Source organism: Streptomyces sp. NPDC006296 (assembly GCF_040613235.1).
Classification (GTDB): Bacteria; Actinomycetota; Actinomycetes; order Streptomycetales; family Streptomycetaceae; genus Streptomyces.
This window is the reverse complement of the sequence record NZ_JBEXRT010000013.1, coordinates 54,875-74,116: the sequence shown is the minus strand read 5'-3', so window position 1 is coordinate 74,116 and position 19,242 is coordinate 54,875. Positions and strand designations below refer to the sequence as shown.

General features: G+C 76.1%; 11 protein-coding genes. All 11 read right to left on the bottom strand.

The annotated features are described in order from the left end of the window. Positions 1-230 precede the first annotated feature (230 nt). The 11 genes from ABZ172_RS11880 to ABZ172_RS11830 all read right to left on the bottom strand — a co-directional run bounded on the left by ABZ172_RS11880 (position 231) and on the right by ABZ172_RS11830 (position 18,967). Complete coding sequence (locus ABZ172_RS11880; RefSeq protein WP_356882852.1) at positions 231-1,187, bottom strand: ABC transporter ATP-binding protein; 957 nt, start codon at positions 1,185-1,187, stop codon at positions 231-233. Further along, positions 1,184-3,955 carry an ABC transporter permease gene (locus ABZ172_RS11875; RefSeq protein ID WP_356882850.1) on the bottom strand — a complete coding sequence of 924 codons (2,772 nt, stop codon included), beginning with the start codon at positions 3,953-3,955 and terminating at the stop codon, positions 1,184-1,186. Before ABZ172_RS11875 ends, ABZ172_RS11880 begins: the two co-directional genes overlap by 4 nt. A 1-nt stretch (position 3,956) precedes the next feature. Continuing rightward, positions 3,957-7,280 carry an FtsX-like permease family protein gene (locus ABZ172_RS11870; protein WP_356882848.1) on the bottom strand — a complete coding sequence of 1,108 codons (3,324 nt, stop codon included), beginning with the start codon at positions 7,278-7,280 and terminating at the stop codon, positions 3,957-3,959. Between the two features lie 156 nt (positions 7,281-7,436). After that, positions 7,437-7,841, bottom strand: coding sequence for a globin (locus ABZ172_RS11865; RefSeq protein WP_356882846.1), 405 nt, complete (start codon positions 7,839-7,841; stop codon positions 7,437-7,439). Positions 7,842-7,925: 84 nt separating this feature from the next. After that, positions 7,926-9,257 (bottom strand): FHA domain-containing protein, encoded by a 1,332-nt coding sequence (locus tag ABZ172_RS11860; protein WP_356882844.1) that lies wholly within the window; start codon positions 9,255-9,257, stop codon positions 7,926-7,928. A gap of 114 nt (positions 9,258-9,371) precedes the next feature. Next, the gene (locus tag ABZ172_RS11855; RefSeq protein WP_356882842.1) at positions 9,372-10,733 is read right to left on the bottom strand and encodes a VWA domain-containing protein; all 1,362 of its coding nucleotides are present in this window, start codon (positions 10,731-10,733) and stop codon (positions 9,372-9,374) included. Positions 10,734-11,025: 292 nt separating this feature from the next. Further along, a complete protein-coding gene (locus tag ABZ172_RS11850; protein ID WP_356882840.1) occupies positions 11,026-12,390 on the bottom strand; it encodes a protein phosphatase 2C domain-containing protein in 1,365 nt (454 codons plus the stop codon). Between the two features lie 2 nt (positions 12,391-12,392). Next, complete coding sequence (locus ABZ172_RS11845; protein ID WP_356882838.1) at positions 12,393-15,146, bottom strand: tetratricopeptide repeat protein; 2,754 nt, start codon at positions 15,144-15,146, stop codon at positions 12,393-12,395. Further along, a complete protein-coding gene (locus tag ABZ172_RS11840) occupies positions 15,143-16,501 on the bottom strand; it encodes a hypothetical protein (protein ID WP_356882837.1) in 1,359 nt (452 codons plus the stop codon). The genes ABZ172_RS11845 and ABZ172_RS11840 overlap by 4 nt, the downstream gene beginning before the upstream one ends. Before the next feature lie 46 nt (positions 16,502-16,547). Further along, positions 16,548-17,576 (bottom strand): glutamate ABC transporter substrate-binding protein, encoded by a 1,029-nt coding sequence (locus ABZ172_RS11835; protein ID WP_356882835.1) that lies wholly within the window; start codon positions 17,574-17,576, stop codon positions 16,548-16,550. Positions 17,577-17,587: 11 nt separating this feature from the next. Then, positions 17,588-18,967, bottom strand: a complete 1,380-nt coding sequence (locus tag ABZ172_RS11830; RefSeq protein ID WP_356882833.1) for a hypothetical protein — start codon at positions 18,965-18,967, stop codon at positions 17,588-17,590. Positions 18,968-19,242: the final 275 nt, after the last annotated feature.

The window sequence follows — 19,242 nt, the reverse complement described above, 5'->3', positions numbered from 1 at the left end:
CCGTGCGGGCCCGTCCGGTGGTGCATCGCGAGGCACCCTCGCCGCCGGGAGGCCCCGCCCCCCGGCGCCGCGGAAGCGCTGCGGAGCCCCGCCCCCCGGCGCCGCGGAGTCCGTCCTTCCGCGCCACGAAGCCCCGTCCCCGGCGCGGCGGTCCCGCCGACCCGAGCCGGTCCCGCGTCCCCCGAGACGGTCCGGCGGTCCGCCGCCCCGGATCCTGCCGCCGGCCGGAGCTACTCCTGCGCCGCGTCCGGCCACACCCCGATGTGGTCCTGCTCCAGCTCCAGCACCACCCGGTGCTCCATGCCCAGCGCCGCGACGTGGTCGGCCGGCAGCTGGAGCCTGCCCGCCCGGTCGAGCATCGCGTACTCCCGCGCCACCTGGGACTCCTGCCCCGTCGCCGCGTCGACCTCGGTGCGCCGCAGCACCTCGGAGGACGTCCGGCCGTCGCGGATCGCCACCGTGCGCCGCACCTCGCTCGCCACCGCCTGGTCGTGGGTGACGATCACGATCGTCGTCCCGAGCTCCTCGTTGGCCCGGCGGAACGCGGCGAACACCTGCTCGCCGGTCGCGGAGTCCAGCTCACCGGTCGGTTCGTCGGCGAGCAGCACCGAGGGGCTGTTGGCGAGCGCCACCGCGATCGCCACCCGCTGCTGCTGGCCGCCGGACATCTGGGCGGGGCGCCGGTCGCGGCAGTCCGCGACGTCCAGCATCGCCAGCAACGCCTCGGCGCGCGCGGCCCGTTCGCGGGAGCGGCCACCGCCGCGCAGCTGCATCGGGAGCGTGACGTTCTGGACCGCGGTCAGATACGACAGCAGATTGCGGGAGGTCTGCTGCCAGACGAAGCCCACCACGTCCCGGCGGTAGCGCAGCCGCTCCTTCGGCCCCATCGCCAGCAGGTCGCACCCCGCCACCTTCGCCGACCCGGCCGTGGGGACGTCCAGACCCGCCAGGATGTTCATCAGCGTCGACTTGCCGCTGCCCGAGGCGCCCACCAGCGCCATCAACTCGCCCTCGGTGACCAGGAGGTCGAGCCCCTGGAGCGCCTGCACCTCCACACCGTCCGTGGAGAAGACGCGGACCAGGCGGTCGCACGCGATCAGGGCGTCGTGCCCGTACGAGGGCCGGTCGCGACGGGCCGCGGCCCGTCGCTCCAGCTCCGCCAGGGTGGTCTCCGTCGATGAGGTCACCGGGTGTCTCCTGCCCTGAGTTCCTTGACCGAGCCACGGCGGCTCGCCCACCACGCCTGGACGCCGGCGACCGCGCCGGCGAGCACGACCACGCCGGCCGCCGGAAGGACCAGCGACGCGGGATCCGCGCGCAGCGCGGCCGTGTGCCGCGCCGAGGGGTCGCCGCCCGCCAGCGCCAGCGCCCCCAGATCGATGCCCGGTGCCAGCAGGACGATGGCCGCCCAGCCGACGAGGAGCCCGCCGCCCGCCGCCAGCAGCGCCTGCGGCATCGCCTCGTACGCGAGGAGGCGCCGGCCCTGCCGGGTGGTGAGCCCCATGGTGCGCAGCCGGGCCAGCAGCGCGGTGCGTTCCGGAGCTGTCTGCAGCAGGGAGAGGAGCACGGCGATCAGCGCGTAGCCCGCACCCGCCACGACCGCCGCCCCGTAGATGCGTTCGGCGCCCGACTGCATCGGGGTGTCCACCAGCCGCGCGCGCTCCTCGGACCGCACCCGCACCACGTACTCCGGACCCGCGTCCCGCGCCGCCGCCCGCAAGCGCTGTCCGTCGACCGCGGAGCCGGTGACCAGCAGCGTGGTGGGGCCCGGTTCGGGCAGCGCCTCCGCGTCGACGATCAGGAACTCCGCGTCGTCCACCGCCGGGGTGCGCGGCACGACCCCGGCGACCCGCACCGTGACGTCGCCCGCCTCCGACCGGACGGTGTGCGGCCGGTCGCCGAGCCGTTCCGCGAGCGCGGGCGAGACGATCGCGGGAAGCGCCCCGTCCCGTCCCGGACCGCTCCGCAGCGCGGACACGGGGAGGGCGGGCAGCTCGGTGGCGCGGGCCAGCCGTGCGTACGACTCCGGCTCGACACCCAGCAGGGTGGTGCGCTCCGCGCCCTGCGCCGCGCCGGCGGATGCCGTCGACGGGACGCCGTACTCGATGCGCACCGGGGCGACGTCCTGCACCCCGGCCGTCTCCCGCACCCGGCGGAGGAAGCCGTCCGGCACCGGGGACAGCCCGCTCTCCCCGCTGATCCTGGCGTCCGCACCGACCGCCCGCAGCGCCGCCTCGTCCCGCGCGTCCGCGACGCCCGCGAGCACCGAGCCGCCGAACGCGGCCGTGCTCAGCGCGATCAGCAGCGCGAGCAGGGGCAGCGTCCCGCTCGACGCGGCACGGCCCGCACGGGCCAGCGACAGGAAGCCCACCGCCCCGCGCAGCCGCGCCACGGGACGCGCCGCCAGCCGCAGCGGCAGCGGGTACAGCCGCACCAGCACGAGCGCGGCGATCAGCCCCACCAGCACGGGCGCGGCGCTGACCAGCAGATCGGCGTCCCCGCCCGTCGTCGTACCGCGGCGGCGCAGGGCCGCGACGGCGCCGACCGCCAGCACGAGCAGGGTCAGTTCGGCCACCGTGCGGCGCCGGGTCGGCCGGGAGCCGACCACGTCGTCGCGGGCCCCGTGCAGCACCGGCCTGCGGTGGCGCAGCGCCGTGCGCAGCGGCAGCACTGTGCAGACCAGGACCGCGACCGCAGCGGCGCCCACCAGGGCCGGCCGCAACCGCGCCTCGCCGACGAGCAGGACCGCCGCGGCCAGGCCCAGCGCCGCCGCCGGAACCACGGCCACCGCCGTCTCGGCCAGCAGCCGCCCGCCGATCCCGCGCAGGGAGCCGCCGCGGGACCGCAGCAGGGTGAGCTCGTGGTGGCGGCGGGAGCCGATCAGGCCGCCCGTCATCAGCAGGACGACGGCGGCCACCGCGCCGATGCCCACGGCCGCGACGGTGACGACCGGCCCGATCGCCGCCCGCACGGAGGAGTAGGAGCCGAGGACCGCGTCGAGGTCGGTGGTGAGCGTGGTGTTCGGTCCGGCGATCTCGCGCAGCCCCAGCAGCCCGGGACCGTTCTCCAGGGACGCGACGCCGCTCTCCAGCGCGGGCACGTCGGCCGCGGTCAGCCCCGAGCCGTCCGGGGCGAGCCGCCAGAACAGCTCCGGCTCACCGGTGGTGGCCAGCAGGGCCGGGCCGGTGTCCTCAGCCAGGAGCAGCGTGGCCCGCCAGTAGAAGACGGGCGCCGCCGATCCGGGGTCCCTGATCAGCGAGGGGGCGCGCAGCAGCGGGTCCACCGCCCAGTAGCCGCTCTCCGGCGCCGACGGTGCGACGACCCCGGTGACGCGCACCGTCAGCGACCGGCCGTCCCGGGTGGGCACCGCGACGGTGGAACCCGGCCGCATCCCCAGCTCGTGCGCCGTCTCCTCGGTGACGGCCGCCTCGATCTCCGCGGTGTCCTGCGTCACCGCGGCCCGCGCCACGGGCAGACGCCCGGACCGCAGGGTGCTGTGGTCGGCCAGTGCCGACGGGGCCGCGTACGTGAGCCGGGGCGGCAGCCCGTCGGGGCGGGGCAGCCACGGTTCGTCCGCGGCCAGCGGCTTCGTGGTCTGCACCCCGTACGAGGAGGCGGGCAGGTCCGCGCGCACGGGGGCGGGCAGCTTCCCGGCCAGCGTCCGGTGGGCCCACGCCAGCGTCTCCTCCCGCATCGCGGCCTCGCGGATCGCGGCGGGCCGGCCGAGCGGGGGCGGGAGCGTCGTCACCTCCAGCACGCTCTGCCCCGGCGGCGCGGTCGTGACGTCGTGGCGCAGCGCCCGCGTCTCGTACGCGTCCACGGAGCGCGGGAACGCGGCGGCGAGGAAGGCGGTCAGGAACACCAGCACCGCCAGCGCGGCGGAGATGCCCGGGGCGGTACGCAGCCGCGTCCGCACCCAGGGGGCGCAGGCGGCCGGGATCGTGGTGGCGTTCACGTCAGTTGTCCCCCTGGTGGCGCAGCGACACCGCGGGATCGGTGCGGCGCGCCGTGAGCACCGCGACGGTCAGCAGCGGCAGTACGGCGACGGCGCCGAGCAGCGCGGCGACCTGGCCGGCCGGCAGCAGCACCAGCACGTCCGGCACCGGCCTGGTGGCCTGCCCGGTCAGCACGACGAGCGGCACGACGGCCCGGGTGAGCACCGTGCCGAGGGCGAGGCCGATCAGCAGGGCCAGGGCGATCAGTACGCCCTGTTCGGCGGCCGTCATCCGGGCCAGCCGCCGACGCGGGGCGCCCAGGGCCCGCAACACCGCGAACTCGGCGGCCCGTTCGCGCTGGGAGCCGACGAGGCCCACGGCGAACCCGACCGCCGCCAGGGCCGCGGCCACCACGGCGACGGCCGGCAGCGCGGCCTGCGGCCCGGCCCCCAGCGAATCGTCCGCCAGCTCCCGCGCCCTCTCGTCCCGCACCCGCACCTGCGCGGGATCCGTGCCGGGCAGCGCACGCAGCTGCGCCGCCACCTCCGCGGCGCCGCCGGGTGCCGTGCTCAGCCACCACTCGGTGGGCGCCAGGGTGGCTCCCGCCCGGTGGGCCAGCACCTCCGACACCGCCCGGAGGTCCAGCAGCAGACTGCCGCCCGGCTTCGCGGAGGCGTCCCGCGGAGCGTCCCCGGGAGCCCCGGAGTCCGCGCCGGGGCCGGTGGTCGGCAGCTCCCGCACGGTCTTCGCCAGGGTGACCCGGACGGTGTTGCCCGCCAGCGTGAGGTCGACCTGATCGCCGGGCCGCGCGCCCGCGTACGTCAGATACGCGTCGGTGGCCACCGCTTCGAGCGCGGGGGCCGCGGGGCGGACCGCGGTGACCCGGAGGGTGCTGACCGGGTCGTCGTAGCCGCCGTCCGCGGAGGTGCGGCCGGTCGCGTACCGGAAGGCCGGCGAGGCGCCGGAGCCCGTCACCGTCCCGGGCGGCTCCGCGGCCTGCTCCTCCCCGGCCGCCGCCACGGTCGCCCGTGCCTGCCAGCGCACCCCCTCCGCGGCGCCGGCCGGCCGCTCGTCCCCGCCCGCGGTGCGCGACCGGAGCCCGGTCAGGGAGACCAGACGCGTCTCGGAACGGCCCTCGGGCACCTCGGAGTCCAGCTCGAAACCGGTCACCGCCAGGCCGCCCGCCGCCGCCACGGGGACGGACAGGCCGTGCGCGCGGCCGTCGACCGGGACGCTGCCCGCCCCGACCCGGTACCCGGTGCCGTAACGGTCCTCCAGCAGCACACCGACCCGGGCCGTCGCACCGCTCGGGGACACCCCGCCGGGTGCCGAGGTGTCACGGACCCGCAGGTCGAACAGCACCCGCTCGCCGCCCTCGGGCAGGACGACCCCGGCCCGCGGCGTGCGCGGCGGGGCGATCGCGTCGAACAGACCCTGCGGCGGCGTGCCGGACAGGTCCCCCCGCATCAGCATCCGCTCGTCCGCGTGCGCGGTGTCCAGGACCAGCACCTCGGCCGTCCGGCCGCCGGACAGATCGGCCGTCGTCCGGAACGCCGGTGCCGCCTCCCGCACGCCCGGCAGGTCCGCGTACGCCGGTGCCTTCGCCGGGTCACCGGACTGCACCCCCACCACGCGCACCGAGGCGCCCGACGCGAAGTCCGCCCGGTCGCTCTGCGAACGCTCCCAGGACGCGTTCTGGCCGATGGCCAGCATGCCCATCGCGACCGACAGCACCAGCAGCAGCACCGGGCCCGCGCCCCGCAGCGGCCGGCGGCTGAACTGCCAGCCCGCCAGGGCCGCGGACAGCCCCCGGCCGCCCGCCGCCCACCGCTCCGCGAGCCGGGCGGCCGGCGGGAGCAGCCGCAGGGTCAGCACGGTGCCCGCGAGCAGCGCCAGCGCCGGGGCCGCCACCAGCAGCGGATCGATCCCCAGACCGCCCGCCCGGTCCCCGCTCAGCACACCGCCGCCCGACGCCCCGGTCCGCCGGTCCAGCTGCCAGTACGCCACCCCGGCGATCAGCAGCAGCCCGAGGTCGGCGCCCGCCCGCACCGGCGCGGGCAGCGCAGCCGCCCGGCTCCCGCGGCGCCCGCCCGCGCCCGCCGCCAGCGCGGGGGCGACCACGGCGAGCGCACACGCCAGCGCGACCGCTCCGGCCACCAGCCGGACGCCGCCGTCCACCCCGTCCTCCAGCCGCACCCCGATCCGGCCCAGCTCGCTCCTGGCCGCCAGGAGCCGGGTCAGCGGGCCGGCGAGCAGCGGCGCGACGACGGCGGCGGGCACCGCGAGCAGCAGGGCCTCGATCCCGGCCAGCCCGGCCGTCCGGCCCCTGGACCCGCCCCGGGCCCGCAGCAGTTCGCTCTCCCCGGCCCGCTCGCCGCTCAGCAGCCGGGCCACCAGCAGCAGGGCGTACCCGGCGAGCAGCACCAGCTGGACGGCGACGATCATCACCGTCGAGCGGGACACCAGCAGGGCCCGCTCGATCCGGTCGACGACGGCCGGCAGCCCGGTCCGCACCGTGGCCCCGTCGCCCAGGACCGCCGAAGCGGACAGCGCCTTCGGGCCCTCCTCGGCGGCCCGGCGCAGCGCGTCGGTCCGGTCCGTCGTGACCGTGCGGAAGTCCGCGGCGGCCAGCCAGGACACCGGGCCGGCGCCGACCCGGTCCGAACCGATGACCGCCGGATCGGCCAGCAGCGGGCCGTACGTGGTGAAGACGACCGTGCGGGCACCGCGCCCGCCCAGCGGGTCCAGCCCCCAGTACGGGTCGTCCAGGTCGGCCGCCTCGTAGAAGCCGGTGATCTCGACCCGGAGCGGTGTCTCCGTCAGCCGGTCGGTGAGGGTGATGCGCGAGCCCGGCGCCAGCTCCAGCGCCTCCGCTGCGGTGCGCGGCAGGGCCACCTGCACGGGAGCGTCCGCGTCCCCGGCCCCGGCGTCCGGCATGCGGCCCCCGACCAGACGGACCCGGCTGCGGTCGAGCGCGGCGAGGTGCGTCAGGTCGGGCTGGCCGCCCCGCGCGGCGGGCGCCCGCTCATCGCGCGGCAGCGCGTACGGCCCCGAACTCTCCAGCTTCCGCACGGTCACCGGCAGCCCGTCGAAGGTGGCGCGGGCCGCCCGGCGGACCGCGGCGTCGGCCTCCTCGCGCTGCTCCCGGTCCACGTCGGCGGAGACGGACAGGGCGGCCTGCCCGGCGGAGCCGTGGGTGAGGGTGTGCCGCAGCGCGGCGTCGCCCATCGAACCGGAGAACGCGGTCAGTGCGGCCAGGACGCACGTGGTCAGCAGGACGGCCAGGAGAGCGGCGGCGAGCAGGAGCCGGTGCGCGCGCACCCGCAGAAGGACGAACCCCGTCACCCGATCCCCCGAACCTCAGCAGTCCCGCATCTCGCACGCCCCCCGGCGTTACCAGATGCTTTCAGAGTGCACGGGCTCCTGGAAACCGGCCCCGGGCCCACCTTGACGGGATCGTGACCGTTGTACGAATGCGGATCACCGGAATCCGCACGCGGATCAGCCCGCGGTGTTCACCATCGACGCGGCGGCGTAGGTGAGGTAGTCCCACAACTGCCGCTCGTGCGCGGGGGAGAGACCGAGCTCGTCGAGCGCCACCCGCATGTGGCCGAGCCAGGCGTCGTGCGCCGCCCGGTCCACCCGGAACGGGACGTGCCGCATCCGCAGCCGGGGATGCCCCCGCTGGTCGCTGTAGGTGCGCGGGCCGCCCCAGTACTGCATCAGGAACAGCGTGAACCGCTCCTCGGCCGGGCCGAGATCCGCCTCCGGATACATCGGCCGCAGCAGCGGGTCGTCCGCGACGCCCTGGTAGAAGCGGTGCACCAGGCGCCGGAACGTCTCCTCGCCGCCGACCTGCTCGTAGAAGGTCTGCTCCTGAAGCGTGTCGCGCGGAATCTCAGTCACCCGTCCATCGTCGCAGACGCACCGGCCGAGGACCGGGGTCCTAGGACCCCGGTCCGACCGGAGGGCCCTTCGGCCCCATCACGGTCAGTCCCGGCGGACCGTGATCGTCGTCCAGGCCCCGACGTGCACCTGGTCGCCGTCCTGGAGCGGGACGGGGATGTAGGGCTTGATCGGGTCCTCGGCGCCGTTGAGCGTGGTGCCGTTGGTGGAGTTCTGGTCGACGACGGCCCAGCCGCCGCCCGGCTGCTGCACCAGCACCGCGTGCTGGTGCGAGACCCCCGGGTCCTCCGGCGGAACCGCGAGATCGATGTCCGGGGACTCGCCGGTGCTCTGCCGGCGGCGGCCGATGGTCATCTGGCTGCCGGTGAGCGCGACGCGCTGTTCCGGGGAGTACGCGGGCAGATTGAGCCCGTTCGCCTCCGGCCCGCTGCGCTGCATCATCGCCAGGAAGTAGTCACGGTCCGGCGCGATCACCGCGCTCCAGCTGCCCGGGCCCTGGTCCCGCCCGCCCCGGTCCTGCCCCCGGCCGGGGAACTGCTGCTGCGAGGACTGCGGTGCCGGGGGCGACTGCGGGCCCTGCTGGAAGGCGGCCGGCGGCTGCTGCTGCTGCGACGGCGGCGGCAGCATCCAGTCGTCGTCCCCGCCGGTCCCCGGTGCCTGCGGCCGCGGCGGCGCGGGCGGCGCGGACTGCTGCTGGAACGACGGCGGGGACGGCGGCCCCTGCCGCTGAGGCTCGAACGGCGACGGCGGACCGGACCGGCCGGCACCGCCCTGACCGGGGCCGTCGTGGCCGGAGCCCTGCGGACCCTGCGCGCCGGGGCCTTCCTGCCCCGACCCCTGCGGGCCCTGCCGGCCCGGCTGGTCCGGGCGGCCCTGCGGCTCGAACGGGGACGGTGACTGCTGCTGGAAGGCAGGCGGGGGCGGGGGCCCGTCGAGGAAGGACGGCCGGGGCGGCGGCGTGTCCGGCCGGCCGCCCTGCTCCGGTGCGAGGGGCTCGGCGGACCGGTTCACCTGGGAGGGCCGGGAGCCCTGGTACTCGAACGGGTCCCGCGGCTGCCGCGGCGGACCCTGCTGCGCCTGGAAGCCCGGCGGGAGATTCAGTCCGGGCGGTGCACCGGTCCCGCCCTGCGGGGCCAGCGGGGTGTACGACGTCGCCGTGTTCGTGAGGTAGTTCCAGCGGCACTCCTCGCAGTACGGCGCCATCGCCTCACGCGGGGTGCGGCACTGCGGGCAGAGCTCGGCCTGTGCGGTCGGGCCCCCGCCCTGCGGCGGCGGGTAGCCGTAACCGGGTGCGGGCGGCGGGGGAGGGGGCGGCGGGACCGCGCCGGCGGGCGCGCCCGTCCCGGCCATGCGGTGTCCGCAGACCTCGCACCAGTCCTCGGAACCCGACTGGTGTCCGTTCGGGCAGGTCGGCATGTCGGCGCTTCCCCCTCTCCTCGTCCGGCCCGGAGGCCGCCATGCTCGTCGGTGCACCGTCCGGTGGGCCCGGGAGGCCCTCCGTACGGCTGTCTGTGATGCCGGTCCGTGCCGCTACTTCTTGACGCGAACCGTCTTGGTCGAGCGCGTTTCGAGTGTCATCTCGTCCGCCTCCGCGACCCTCGCTTTCAGTCGCACAGTACCGGTCGCCGCATCGACGACGTCCACCACCTTCGAAAGCAGTTTCGCGGTATCCGCGTTCCCCGAGGCCGAGGCGAGCTGCACCGCACGGCCCAGTTTCGCCGTCGCGCCGTCGAAGTCTCCCGATTTGCGCGCATCCAGTCCCTGCTGGATGGCGTCGGCGAGCTCCGCCTGTCCCGTGTAGTGCGCCACCTGCGGGTTGATCGAGGTCGACGCCGCCATGTCGTCCGTCCACACCGCGCGGACGAGGCCCTGCGAGAGGGTCTGCGCGGGGCCGCCGTCCGGCCCGGCCGGCAGGACCAGCGAGACCCGGGCCGCCAGCATCTCCTGGCCGATCCCGGCTTCCGGGACCCGGACGCACACGTGGTAGTCACGGGACTCGTCACCCCAGGACCCGGTCGGGTAGTCGCCGGATCGCGGCCCCGATGCGGTGCGGCGGCCGGTCAGTTCGGCGACCGCGGGCGCCACCTGCTTGACGAACACGATCTCGGCGCCGACGGGCGTCCAGAGCCGCAGCGCGACGTCCGCGACCTCCTTGCCCATCGCGTCCTCCATCATCCGTGTGAAGTCGGCGGCGAGCCCGGCGGGATCGGCGACGATGTCCGCGGTGCCGAGCAGGGCGGAGGCGATCGCTGTGACCTCTTTCACCTCCCAGTCGGTGCCGACGCCCCGCGCGTCACAGGTGAACCGGCCCGCACACGCGTCCAGGGCGGCCCGCAGATCCTCCGGCGACTCGTGCTCGTTGCGCCCGTCGGTGAGGAGGATGCCGTGCCGGATCTCCACCTCGGCCGCCCCGAGCAGCCGGTCGGCCAGCCGCAGCCAGGTCCCGATCGCGGTGCCGCCGCCCGCGCCCAGCCGCCGGATTGCCTCCTTCGCCTGCGCCTTGGTCTGCGGACCGGCCGTCGCCACGCGCCCGCCGCCCGGGTACACGTCCTTGGCCACGTGTGTTCCGGCGACGACGGCGAACCGGGTGCCGTCCCGGAGGGTGTCGACGGCCGCCGCCGTCGCGTCCCGCGCGTGGTGCATCTTCGTCGGCGGATGGTCCATCGAGCCCGAGCAGTCGACCATGAGCACCACCGCCGCGTCGGGCGCCCGCCCCGGGCCGTGCGCGGAACCCCGGTCCCCGTGGGCCAGCGGCACACCACCGGTCGTCCCGCCTCCCGTGGAGGTGACCGTGACGATCGCGTTGACGTCACGGCCGCCCTCGGGCAGGTAGGCGTTCTGGTACACCTCGACGGAGAACTGCGGGACGCTGGACTTGGCGAAATTGGCCATCTGATCGGCTCCTTGAGGCTCCATGCGGGTCGGACGAGGACAGTGCTGCGGACGGTGCTTCCGGTGCTGCGGACGCGGGCCCGGCCCCGCGGACGTAGGTCCGGGCCGCCACGGTGACGCGGGACGCCGGTCACGGGACGGCGGTCACGGAGCGGGCGGGTACGGCAAGGGCGCGGACGGGAACGGGAACGGGGACGGGCCGTGGGGACGGTCCGTCGGGCGAGGTGGCGGACGAGGAGCGGGGGACGGGGAGCGGGGGACGGGGAGCGGTGCCGGCCGGGCGGAGTGCCGCTCAGGAGGGTCCCGGTTCCGGCGCCGCCACGGCGAACGGCACCAGCGCCACGGTCACGTTGTCGTGCCCGCCGCCGTCCAGCGCGTGGCCGACCAGCACCTGGGCCCCGTGCAGGGGCCGTTCGTACGCGTCGGCGGGTACGGCCGCGGCCATCTCCGCCGGTGCCTCCGCGTAGTTCCACAGGCCGTCGGTGCACACCACCACCAGGCCGGACCGGTCCGGTTTGAACGACGCGGTGTGCGGCTCCAGTTCGTAGGCGTCGGCCCCGAGCCACCCCGTGATGGCGTGGGCACGCTCGTCGGCGTACGCCTCCGCCTCGTTCATCAGGCCGGCCGCCACCATCTGCGCGGCCCAGGAGTCGTCCTCGGTGAGCCGGGCCGGAGGGTGCGAACGGTCCTCGGGGACCCAGTAGACACGGCTGTCGCCGACCCAGCCGACGATCAGCAGACCGCCCGCCGCGATCGCCCCGACCAGCGTGCAGGCCGGGGCGTTCTGCCGGCGGTGCCGCTCGTGCTCCGACGCCCGGTCCGGCTGCTGCGCCAGGGAGTTCACCGCCTCGGACGCGGCCACGATCGCCTCGTGCATCGCCTGCTGCGGATGCGTCCCGCGCGGCAGCGACTCCAGCAGCGACGCGTCCGCCGCGCTCGCCGCCGCGGCGGACGCCTCGTCCGGACGGCTCGCCGACGAGACTCCGTCGCACACGATGGCGACGACGGCGGGGGAGCCGTCCGGGAGGGTGGTGGAGGACACCGCGAACGCGTCCTCGTTGCGGTGATGGCGCAGCCCCCGGTCGCTGACCGCCGCGACCGGGCCGAGCTCCTGCTCCATGTGGTCGCGCTCACGCGGCTGGGCGTGGCCGCAGTTCCCGCAGTAGCCGTCGGCGTCCACATGGCCCGACCGGCAGGCCACACACACCTTCGCTGCGGCGGCCGGAACGCCGCCCGCCGCAGCGCCGTGCTCCGCGGCACGGGGTGCGGGCGCGGCCAGTTCGAAGTCGTCCGGGCCACCGGGGGCGGGGTCCTGCGGGGCGTCCGGCCCGTCGAGGCGGACCGCCTCCCCGTCCGCGCCGGGCAGGGGCTTGCCGCCCGAGTCCACCCCCGGGAGGTCGGCCGGACGGTGTGTGGTGGCCGACGGGTCGGAGCCGTCGGCCCCGGAGGCGCGCGGCCACTCCACCTGCCCGGCGGCGGCCGGCTCGCCGGCGCCCTGCGCCGGGACGCCGACGGCGACCGTCGGACGGTCGTCCGGGGGAGCGGGCACGGCCGAGAGGTCGCACCCGCACGCACCGCAGAAGCGGTCGCCCGGCTCCAGCGGTTCCGCGCAGCTGGGGCACCCCGGCAAGGAGGCCTGCTGGTGGCTCTGTGACATCTTCACACCCAGGTCCGGGGGCGGAGGCGGTTGGCCCGCTCCACCAGTTCGATCCTCTCGTCGCCCCGCTGCGCGAGCCGGGCGAGCATCCGGTACGAGCGTTCGAGACCCGATCTCAGGCCCCGCTCGTCCAGCTCGCTGCCCAGAAGCGTCCCCGGCCCCGGGGCCCCGGCGGAGGACGGAGCCGCGGGCCGGGCCGCGGGACTACCGGAGAGTACCCAGTCGAGCGCCGTCCCCAGCACCTCGGTCGACAACCGCTCGCGTCGCACCGCGTCCAGACCGTAGCCCTGCAACGCGGTCACCTGCTCCGCGGCGGCCGACAGGTCGTCGGCCAGCGGCTCCTGCGGGGCGCGTCCGCGGAGCCTGGCCCGCACCGCGGCCACCCGGGCCGCCGTGCAGTGGACCGACGACTCCGGCACCGACTCCAGGGTCCGCACCGCCGCCGCCCGGTCCCCGGCGGCGATCTGCACCCGGGCCAGGCCGAACGCCGCGCTGACGAAGCCCGGATCCGTGGTCCACACCAGGCGGTAGTACTCGGCGGCGTTGTCCAGCTGGCCCAGCACCTCCGCGCACACCCCCAGCGCGAGCTTCGGCGCGGGCTCGCCGGGGAAGGCGTCGTAGACCGCGTCGAAGGCGAGCGCGGCGTTCACATGGTCACCGGTCACCAGCGAGGTGACACCGCGGTACCAGACGACCCGCCAGTCGTCGGGGTGCTGCGTCTCCACCGCCGTCAGCGTCTCCACGGCGGAGCCGGGTTCGCCCGTCTCCAGGCGGGCGCGCAGTTCGCGCAGCCGGGTCTCGAGCGAGGCGGCCGGCACCGAGTGCAGCGCCTGGATCAGCTCCGCGGGGGCCGCGGCCATCACCCCGGCCAGGAAACCGGCGTTCGGGTCGTCCGGGTCGACCCGGGGGACCGGCAGCGCCAGCGACGTGGCCCGCGCGTCGAACGCCGCGAGCCGGAGATCCGCGCCGGGGGGCGCGGGGAGCGGCGCGACGGGCTCGGCGACGGCCCGCCGGGGCGCCGGGACCGCCGCCCGCCGCGGTGCGGGCGCCGCGCTCCCGCTCCCGGTGCCGCCCCGGGCATGGGTGTCGGGAGCGTGCAGCGGGGCGGCGCCCGCCCCGGGCCGAGCCGCGGGCGACGCCGGCACCACGGGTGTCGCGGTCGGCGCGGGGCGCTCCGGTCGGCGGGGCGCCCCGGCCGCCGGGGCGACAGCGGCGCGCCGCCGGCCGAACCGTCCCGCACCGGGCGGGGGCCCGGTCCTGGCACCGAGCAGCGACACCTCCCCGGTGAGCTCCGCGAACAGCTCCGTGTCCGTCACCCGGGTCTCCACCCCGAACAGGGTGGACAGCGCCGGACGCGGGCGGCCCGTCTGCAGGGCGATCACCTCCCGCAGCACCCCCGTCAGCTGCTCCGCCATCTCGGCGGCCGAGGAGAACCGGCGGGCCGGGTCCGGGTCGGTGGCCCGCACCAGCAGCCGGTAGAAGGACTCGTACCTCCGGAACACCTCGATGTGGTCCGGATCGGGCAGCGAGTCCGCGAAGACGTTGGTGTACCCCTGGAAGTCGAAGGTGAGGACCGCGAGCGTCCGCGCGACCGTGTAGAGGTCCGAGGCCACCGACGGGCCCGCCTCGGCCACCTCGGGCGCCTGGTAGCCGACGGTGCCGTAGATCGCCGACTCGGCGTCGTCCGTCCGGCGCACCGCGCCCATGTCGATGAGCTTGAGCTGGTCCTCGGTCTGGATCGCGTTGTCGACCTTGAAGTCGCAGTACAGCAGGTTGCGGCTGTGCAGGTGCCCGAGCGCCTCCAGCGCCTCGATGCCGTACGCGCAGGCCTGCTCGACCGGCAGCGGGTCGCGCCTCCCGGCCGGCGTGCGGCGCTCGTTGGCGATCTCCTTCAGCGACTTCCCGCCGACGTACTCCATCACTATGTAGCCGTCGAGGGAGCCCGTGCGCTGGTCGAGGTGCTCCACGAAGTTGTAGATGCGGACGATGTTGGAGTGCTCGATCTCCGCGAGGAACCGCCGCTCGGAGATCGCCGCCGCCATGGCGTCCTGGTCCCCGGTGTCCAGCAGGCCCTTGAGGACCACCCAGCGGTCCGAGACCGCCCGGTCCACCGCCAGGTAGACCCAGCCGAGCCCGCCGTGCGCCAGGCAGCCGGCCACCTCGTACTGCCCGTGCACGACGTCGCCGCCGCGCAGCTTGGGCACGAAGGAGTACGGGTGGCCGCACTTGGTGCAGAACCCCTCGGTGCGGCCCGGCCGTTCGCCGCGGGCCCGGCCCACCGGCGCGCCGCAGTCGGAGCGTGAGCAGAACCGCTTCCGCTCGGGGACCTCGGGGTTCTCCATCACCGCGGTGTACGGGTCGGGGCGCGGCACGTCGGGGACCAGCACCAGGCCCGCACCCAGCCTTCCGCGCCCGGACGCGGAGCCCGTCGAGGTGCCCGAGGAACGGACCGAGACCGAGCGGGACGTGGGGCCTCCCGACAGGGAGGCGGAGAGCCGCCCCGACACGGAGCGGCGGGAGGTCGACGAGCGGGACGAGGTGCGCGCGGACGCCCGCGAACCGCCCCGCTGCGCGGCGCTGTCACCGCCCCGTCCGCCGGCCGCCCCGCCGCCTCCGGCGATCCCGGTGGGCGGCGAACCCACCAGGCCCGTCGGCGACACGACCGGAGCGAGCCCGCACGTGTCGCAGTACAGTTCACCGCTGCCCATGTCCTCGTAGGCGCCCCCGCACGCGGGGCGCTGGCACTCCGTACTCATGACGATGTCTCCCCCTGTCCGACCTGTCCGTCCTGTCCGTCCTGTCCGTCCGGACGACGCGGTGTCAGCAGGTCCGTGACGGCCCGCTGGTAGCGCAGCACCGCCTGCTCGGCCACCCGCAGGTCGCACGGGGCGCTCCACAGCATCCGCCGGGCCGCGTCGTACCGCTCGACCAGCAGCGGCTCCTCCGCCAGACCGTGCCGGACCACCTTCGCCCGGTACGCGTCCAGCCGGCCGCGCAGCTCCGCACGGACCGCGAGCGGCTCCGTGACGGACGTCAGCGACTCCCGGGCGCGCAGGAGTTCGTCCTCCGCCTCCCGTTCGAGCGACTCCAGCAGCGGGGACAGCCGGCTCCACTGGGCGTGCCTGCGGTACGCCGAGGCCGCCGCGAGCCGCTCCTGCAGCACGGTCGTCGGCCCGCTGACCGCGGGCACCTCGGAGGCGGCGATCTTCGCCAGCACCTCGCCGCGCGCCAGCCGGGCCTCGGCGAGCGTGCGGTTTGCACGCGACAGCAGGTCACGCACCTGGACCAAGCGCTGCTCGGCGTCCTGACGGACCGCCAGCACCGCCTCGATCTCCCGGCGCACCTCCTCCAGGGCGCGGGCCGCCCGGTCGTAGCGCGTGGTGTCGGGCCGTCCCCCGCCGGGCGCGGCGCTGCCGGGGCCCGGCACCCAGAACGCCAGCGGATCGGAGATCACCTGCTCCCGGAGGGCGGTCAGCTCCTCCGCGATCGACTCCAGGTCGTCACCGGCCGGGTGCTGCCCGGGCCGCACCCCGACGGAGTGCGCCAGCGAACCGGTGCGCCGCAGCTCGGCGGCCAGCAGGTCGATCCGGGCGGGCAGCGCCGACCACACCGAGTCCGAGGAGAGGACCATGTCCAGCGCCCCGGCGTACAGGTCGTTCATCCGGGCGACGACCTCCTCCAGCGTCAACCGCTCGGAGAGCCGGGCCGGACCGGTGAGCGCGGTCCCCGGGCCGGCCGCTCCGTGGTTCGGCACGGTCACCCCGTCGCCGCGCAGCAGGCCGGTCAGGGCCACCAGGTCGCTCCTGCCGGGGTAGCGGCGCCTGGACCGGATCTCACGGGCCGAGGCCAGCGTCCCGGCGTAGGCGTCGAAGTACTGCCAGAGCAGCGTGATCGACCGCTTGGTGGAGGCCCAGCGCTCCTCGGTGGCACCGGCCAGGGCGGCGCCCTCCAGAAGCCGGCGGCCGGCGTGCTCCTCCAGGGCGAGCAGCGAGGTCTCGATGGCCTCGTGCTCCGCACCGAGCCGGGCCAGCGTACGGTCCGCCTCGTCCCGGCCCATGACCGGGCCGGGGGGCCTCCCCGCGAAGCTGGGGAAGGATCCCGCGACGCCCATCGATCACCTCTCCGCTCGTTCCTCCGGACCCGGGGGCCGGTCGGGGTCAGTTGCTCCGGTACCGGGGCGCCGGGGGCCCCTCGATCCCGGGCAGTCCCGTCGCCAGCCACGTCCGGTACGACCTCATCCAGGGGCTGTCGGCACCGCCCCGACGGTAATTCTCCAGCACGTGGTTGACCCGGGCCACCAGGTCGTCGGCACCGAGCTTCGCGGCGACCCCGTAGTACTCCGTCGTGAACGGTGCGCCGCCCTTGAGCTCCACCGCCGGGTCCTGCGCCGCCTGCCCGGCCGCCAGCGCGTTGTCGGTGACCACCGCGTCGACCTCGCCGAGCTGCAGCCGGACCAGGCAGTCCAGCTGGTTGGGGACGGTCAGCAGGTCCTCGTCCTGCTCGGTCCCGTCGTGCTCGTCCTCGAAGACCGCGCCGAAGGACCGCGCCTTCAGCGCGTCGTACGCCGTCGAACCCTCCGCCGTGCAGACCCGCTTGCCCCGCAGCGAGGTGTCGTAGCCGGTGATCGTGGAGGACTTGGGCGCCAGGACCTGCTGTCCGGTCTGGAAGTAGGAGGTGGAGAAGGCCACCTGGGCGGCCCGGGCGCAGTTGATCGTCATCGTGCGCACGACGACGTCCACCTGGCCGTTCTCCAGCGCGGTGATGCGCTGGTTGGTGGGGATGGCGCGGAAGACCACCGCGTCCCGGTCGCCGAGGAGGTCCTGCGCGATCGCGTGCACGAGGTCGATGTCGAAGCCTTCGAGCGTGCGGCTCTCCGGGTTGCGGTAGCCCCACTGGAAGCTGTTCTGGTCGACGCCCGCGATCAGTTTCCCGCGCTTCCTGATCCTCTCGACGTCCGGGCCGTCGGCGTCCCTCGCCGGCAGGCTCGCCTCCGGGTCCTCGCAGTCCTTCGCCGCGGCGGGCGCCGCCGAGGTGACGCCGGGGCCCGCGCCCGTCCCGTCGCGCGTGTCCTCGCCGTGCGCCAGCGGCAGCAGCGTGAGCGCGGCGGTGACGGCGCAGGCGGCCGCCATGCCCGCCACCCCGCCCCAGCCGCGCAGTCCGCCGCGTCGGCCCTTCACCCTGGTCATCCCTCGTCCCCTCACCGGTACTCCGAGAGCCTGCGGTTGACGCCGGCGATCACGGCCGCCGCGCCCAGGACGGCGAGGACGGCGGCCCCGGCGGGCAGCCCGCCCAGCGCCCCGCGCCCGCCCTCGGCCGCCGTGTCGAACTCGTCCTGCTCCTGGGCGACCGCACGCTCCAGCGCGTCGTCGACCTGCTCGAAGGACTCACCCGTGGAGTCCTCGGGGCCGATGACCTGGCGCAGCGCGCTGTCGTAGTCGCCCCGGTCGTCCGTCGCCCGGGCCTTCCGGTGCCGCTCCTGCCACGTGGACACCCCGTCGATCGCCTCCTGCACCGGCCCCCTGCCACGGGCGTCGTCGGCGAGCCCGCGCGCGCTGCCGAGCTGGGCGCGCAGCGCCTCCATGCCCGTGCCGTAGTCGGTCTCGTACTGGTCGCGCGTGCCGTCCGGGGTGAGCACCGCACCACGGGCGACCAGGGTGAGGTTCTCGTTGGCGCGTGCCTTCAGCGAGTTGATCCGGGCCTTGTTGAGGACGTCGAGGGACTGCTGCCCGTGCACCATCGCGCCCCGCAGCTCGGTCCGCGCCACCGTGTGGCCCACGGCCAGCCAGAGCAGCACCACCGTGGCGGCGGCCGTCGCCGCGAGCAGCCCGTGGTTGAAGACGCGGTGGGTCCGGCGGTAGGTGCGCCGCTGCATCCACACCAGCGCGGCCAGCGCGACGGCCCCGGCACCCAGGGAGAGGAACGGCAGCCGCCGGGCGTCGGCCGAGTCGGTGGCCAGCCGGCCGGTCTCGGCCGCGTACAACCGCTCGGCCGCCGGGAGGAGTTCGTCCGACATCTTCTGGTTGGCGTAGCGGAGGTAGGCGCCACCGAGCGGGAGCCCCTGCCGGTTGTTGGCCCTGGCCCGCTCGATCAGACCCGTGTAGACGGGGAGCAGCCGGCTCAGGGTCGTGATCTCCTCGTGCGTCGCCGTCGAGGACTCGGTGCTCGCCGCCGCCGCGTCGACGAGCAGCCGGGAGGCCTCCTGGATGTCCGCGTCGTAGCGCGCGAGCACCTCCGGGGGCTCCTGCGCGCCCGCGAGGAAGCCGCTCGCCGCCATCGTGTCCGCGTCGGCCAGCGACCGGTAGAGGTCCGCCGCGTCGGCGCTCAGCGGCTGGCTGCGGGTCACCACGTCGTCGGCGGACGAGGCCCTCGCGGCGATCTCCAGGGCGGTGACGGCGCCGAACACCAGGACCAGCAGGGCGAGTACGGCGCCGTAGATCCGCAGCCTGCCCGGCTCGGTGGTCGCCGCGGTGCGCAGCCGCTCGGCGGCCTCGGACCGGACACCGCGGCGCTGCGCGGGTACGGCCGGCCGGTCCGGACCGGGCTCGCGCGGCGCGGTCCCGCTCTGCGGGTGTGTCACTCGACCTCCCCCTCGGTCACTGACGATCGGCCCGGGCCCCCCGGCCGATCGGAGGACGCACGGTCCCGGCCAGAAGTATGGACCCCGGGGCCACCGTCCACCAGGAAGGTCCGGATCCCGCGTCGTCCCCCGTATTCGATCAGGGCGGGCGCGGGCGGGCAAGGCGTCCGTCCGGCGCCGGCTCGTGCGGTCCGGCCCTTCCCCCCATGAACACGTCCGGGGCGCCCGGCCGGTTCCCCGGCACGCCGCGGGCGCCCCGCCGAACAACCGCGAGG